The 3,435-nt window shown below is 46.5% G+C and carries 4 protein-coding genes; all 4 read right to left on the bottom strand.

The genetic code is table 11. From position 1 onward, the window contains the following. The coding region (locus Q7V06_RS03025; protein ID WP_304837886.1) for a type I-E CRISPR-associated protein Cas7/Cse4/CasC at positions 1-121 on the bottom strand (121 nt) is incomplete at its 3' end. 11 nt (positions 122-132) lie between these two features. Next, positions 133-654, bottom strand: coding sequence for a type I-E CRISPR-associated protein Cse2/CasB (casB, locus tag Q7V06_RS03020; protein ID WP_304837883.1), 522 nt, complete (start codon positions 652-654; stop codon positions 133-135). Then, positions 651-2,282, bottom strand: coding sequence for a type I-E CRISPR-associated protein Cse1/CasA (gene casA, locus Q7V06_RS03015; RefSeq protein ID WP_304837879.1), 1,632 nt, complete (start codon positions 2,280-2,282; stop codon positions 651-653). Before casA ends, casB begins: the two co-directional genes overlap by 4 nt. A gap of 54 nt (positions 2,283-2,336) precedes the next feature. Beyond that, positions 2,337-3,435, bottom strand: a 1,099-nt coding sequence (gene cas3 / locus Q7V06_RS03010) for a CRISPR-associated helicase Cas3' (RefSeq protein WP_304837876.1), incomplete at its 5' end; no start/stop codon positions are given.

The raw sequence follows: 3,435 nt of genomic DNA, 5'->3' as shown, positions 1-3,435 counted from the left end.
ATGATATACGAAGACGTGTGGTTCCTCCAACGACAGCGGTTTTTGGACGGCCGAGGTCATCACGGTTCAGGTTCGATGGCGGGTATGTGGTTAACAGGTGGAATTGTACAAATTCAGTCATAATTTATCTCCTTATTCACTCTTTGTTCTTTCAGGGGCGTGAGTATAGTACTTCATCGCCCATTGTTCGCGTGTCCGTTCATTCCAGTTCAGAATACTATAACTCAAATCCCGGATGTTGATCTTTCCCCCCTGGTGTTGCACCATCCGGATAAGAGTCATAAAGAGATCTTCTGGGTCTTCAGTCTGAAGTATGCGCCGAAATCGGATCTCAGAGAAACCTGTCGTCTCCATTTCAGTATTTGATCTGCCGAGCTGTTCAGCAACAGGTATCTGAGTACCTTCTCTGACATGGGCAAGAACCCCGGCAAGAATAGCAAGGCGACGAAGGTTTCCAGGATATATCTCTCCGTTTTCAGATAATCTGAGCCTGAGTCTGTGATATGCAGGGTTGAGCATAACTTCGTGGGCAGAATGGCATCGTCTTAGATCAGCCCGTTCTCCTCTGTTATTATCAAAACCCTGCCACCATGCCTGAATAATGCCAAGATTTTCAGAATCATTCAGATTTATATACGGTTTCTGTTCATTCATGATGAATCTCCTTTTCTCCCTCTTCTTTTTGACTTCCCTGCCTCCTCTCTTTCTCTCTCCTCATCTGTTGGGATCAGTTTCAACTTCTGGCGAACCATTGGGTTTCTCCTGCTGTTTAGATAGAGTAGAAGCGACCTGGCTTTCACAGCCCTGCGTGGATCAAACTCTCCAAGTAGGGGAATCTTCACATAATTATCAAAGATCTCTAATGTTGCTTCTCTAGCAGATTGTAGCCAGCTCTCCCGAATGGATTCTGTCTGCTCTCCCGCTTCAATGGCTCTCTGTAACTTGCGAATTGCAGTATAAAACAATGGCTCAGTCTGTTCCCAGAACTGTCTCTTTACTATCGAGATCTCTTTAACATCTTTGGGATTATCGAAGAGGGCTGATTTTGTCTGACCTGCCACATTATATGAGAGCATCTCAGCGGTGAGAATAATCGAACGGATCTCCTCTTCATAGATCTCTTTACATCCCGGAGCAATTTCGATGAGGGGCATTCGAGACTCATACCAGCCTCTGGCCTTTTTGTTATCCATATCATAGCCAAATGCCCATAAGACGGGATGGATGGAGTCATCGACACCTGCATGGCGATAATACGAAGAAACAACCTTTGCGATCATCTTCTTATCGCTTAAGGTTGCCTGGACAAGACCGAGCCAGTACTGATAGGTTATACCCCCCTCCTGAGGATGAACCGGGAGCCACATATCTCCGCTTTTATCAGCTTTCAGATAATACGGACTCAGAGGATGTGTCCAATCAGAATATTTGATGCCATATGGTCGTGCCCAGTAGTGCGTCATCAGTTTCTGCGATGTGACTCCGCAGAGATCGCAGATTCCCTGTTTTGGATCTCCGTCATCAAGGTAAATCCTCTTCGGCATCCCGAAGTAGGCATGATAGGGGTGAGCATCCTTAGGTGTGACTGTCATTCCATTCTCACTCGTTTGGATCTCTCCCATCCATGGAAAGATTTTTGCATCAGGCGATTTAGGTTGGTTTTGAACACCTGATTCTCCTTCGAGGAGGATGTTTAATACAACAGTATCCCAGAGTGTATCTCCGGCAATGATCGTCGTCAGAGGGCCTCCACCCCGAATTGAGGTCATATGACCCCTTCCTCCGGCAGGAGAATTTGTCTGAATTGTGTAGAGGGCCTGTGCAGCACACTCCGGGCAGATCGCCCGTACTGTGGAGCGTTTTACAAAGAGATCCCGGTTGTCTTTAATCGAGATGTCTGATGGTGGCATCTCGATGAGGAGAGAATCAATTAACCATCTGTCCGTATCCTTCACGGTTGGATCCTGCATGAAACGTCTCTTCTCACCCCCTAAGTGGAATGCTTCTTCAAAGGGGTGGAGAGCAGCTTTTAATGTGATTTCTTCAGGTGGATCTTCTCGTAATTCAGATCGCATCTCTCCATCTTCAGGTGCCATTGAGGTCTGGATGATTCCAATGAGAAACTGTACAAGAGCTCCATTAAAATCAGGCCGTGGGGCGTCAATTCTGATGATCGGATCATCATCAATCTTTGTTGTCATCTCAGAGGGGGCAATCGTCTCGCGGGTGCCACTTCTTCGGATGACAGGAATCCATTTTTTATTTACCAAATTTACTACCATCTTTTGTGCTCCTCCCTCCAATTTTTTATTGGCTGTTGACTTATATATAATTTTCTATCCCTCATACGATATTCCCCGTACCTTGCTATAGGATACCCTGACGACATTCTCATTCCTGCCGGGAAGCTCACCTGTCCAAAGTCCTTCTGACTCCTGATGCATCGGGATCTCGACGATTCCTGTTTTAGAATCCTTCAGAATATTATTTGAAAAATGATATTGTCGTACATTTACTTCACCGGTCCACCATGCATCTCCTCCGATATCTAACCATGGCTGAAGGGTAGTACCAACCTTTCTGAGAAGTCGTACTGTCACACTCGGGTCACCAAGACGGGTCGGCAGGAGGCGATCATCTCCCCATTTCATCTGGCCAAATACATATCCATCCTCCGGTACAATAGCATTCATCATCGCCCGGGCCGCCCGGCTCTTACGCTCTTCACGATCCCTAATATCCCGTATGGCGATTTTTTCAGGTATTTGATCGGCATTATCGACCTCATAGACACTTTCTATCAATTCACGGGCGTCCTCGGGCATCAGGAAGTGATCACGCCCCTCAAGAATTCGTGCCGTTAGCCAGAGCTCACCATGAACTGAATAGACAAAACTTCCGCGAGGAAACATTGACGAGTACCAATCTTCAGAGGCATCCTCAGTAGGTTTTGGGCTTAAGATAGCAAGGAGGGGTTTCACCGGGCGATTGTCCCTTTTATGACGATTTAGTCTCCCTGCACGCTGAATAATCAGATCAATTGGAGCAAGATCGGTAATCATCAGATCAAAATCAATATCAAGCGACTGTTCGACAACCTGGGTGGCAACTACTATTCTCCCATCCCTTTCCTCAACAGTGCTTTCAGGTCCAAAAAATCGTTTAATCTGATCCTCAATTCCTCTTCTGTCTCCAGCAGTAAACCGTGCATGAAAAAGAAGACAGGGACGTTCCTGGCTAAGCCGATCAAATGCTTCCATTGCATCTGAAACGGTATTCCTAACCCAGCATGCACATCCACCTGCATCAGCAGCGTCTAAAAGCAGGCGAATTGCTTCATCCTCACTATCGATCATCCGGACTGGCGTTCTTTTTCCTTTGAATCTGCTTGGAATATGCTTCTCTGAAAGGATGCCCTCTCGGGTTACATGGGTG

The organism is Methanocalculus sp. (assembly GCF_030651615.1).
Taxonomy (GTDB): domain Archaea; phylum Halobacteriota; class Methanomicrobia; order Methanomicrobiales; family Methanocorpusculaceae; genus Methanocalculus.
The sequence above is the reverse complement of the archived record's forward strand: the minus strand, read 5'-3'. Positions and strand labels throughout refer to the sequence as shown.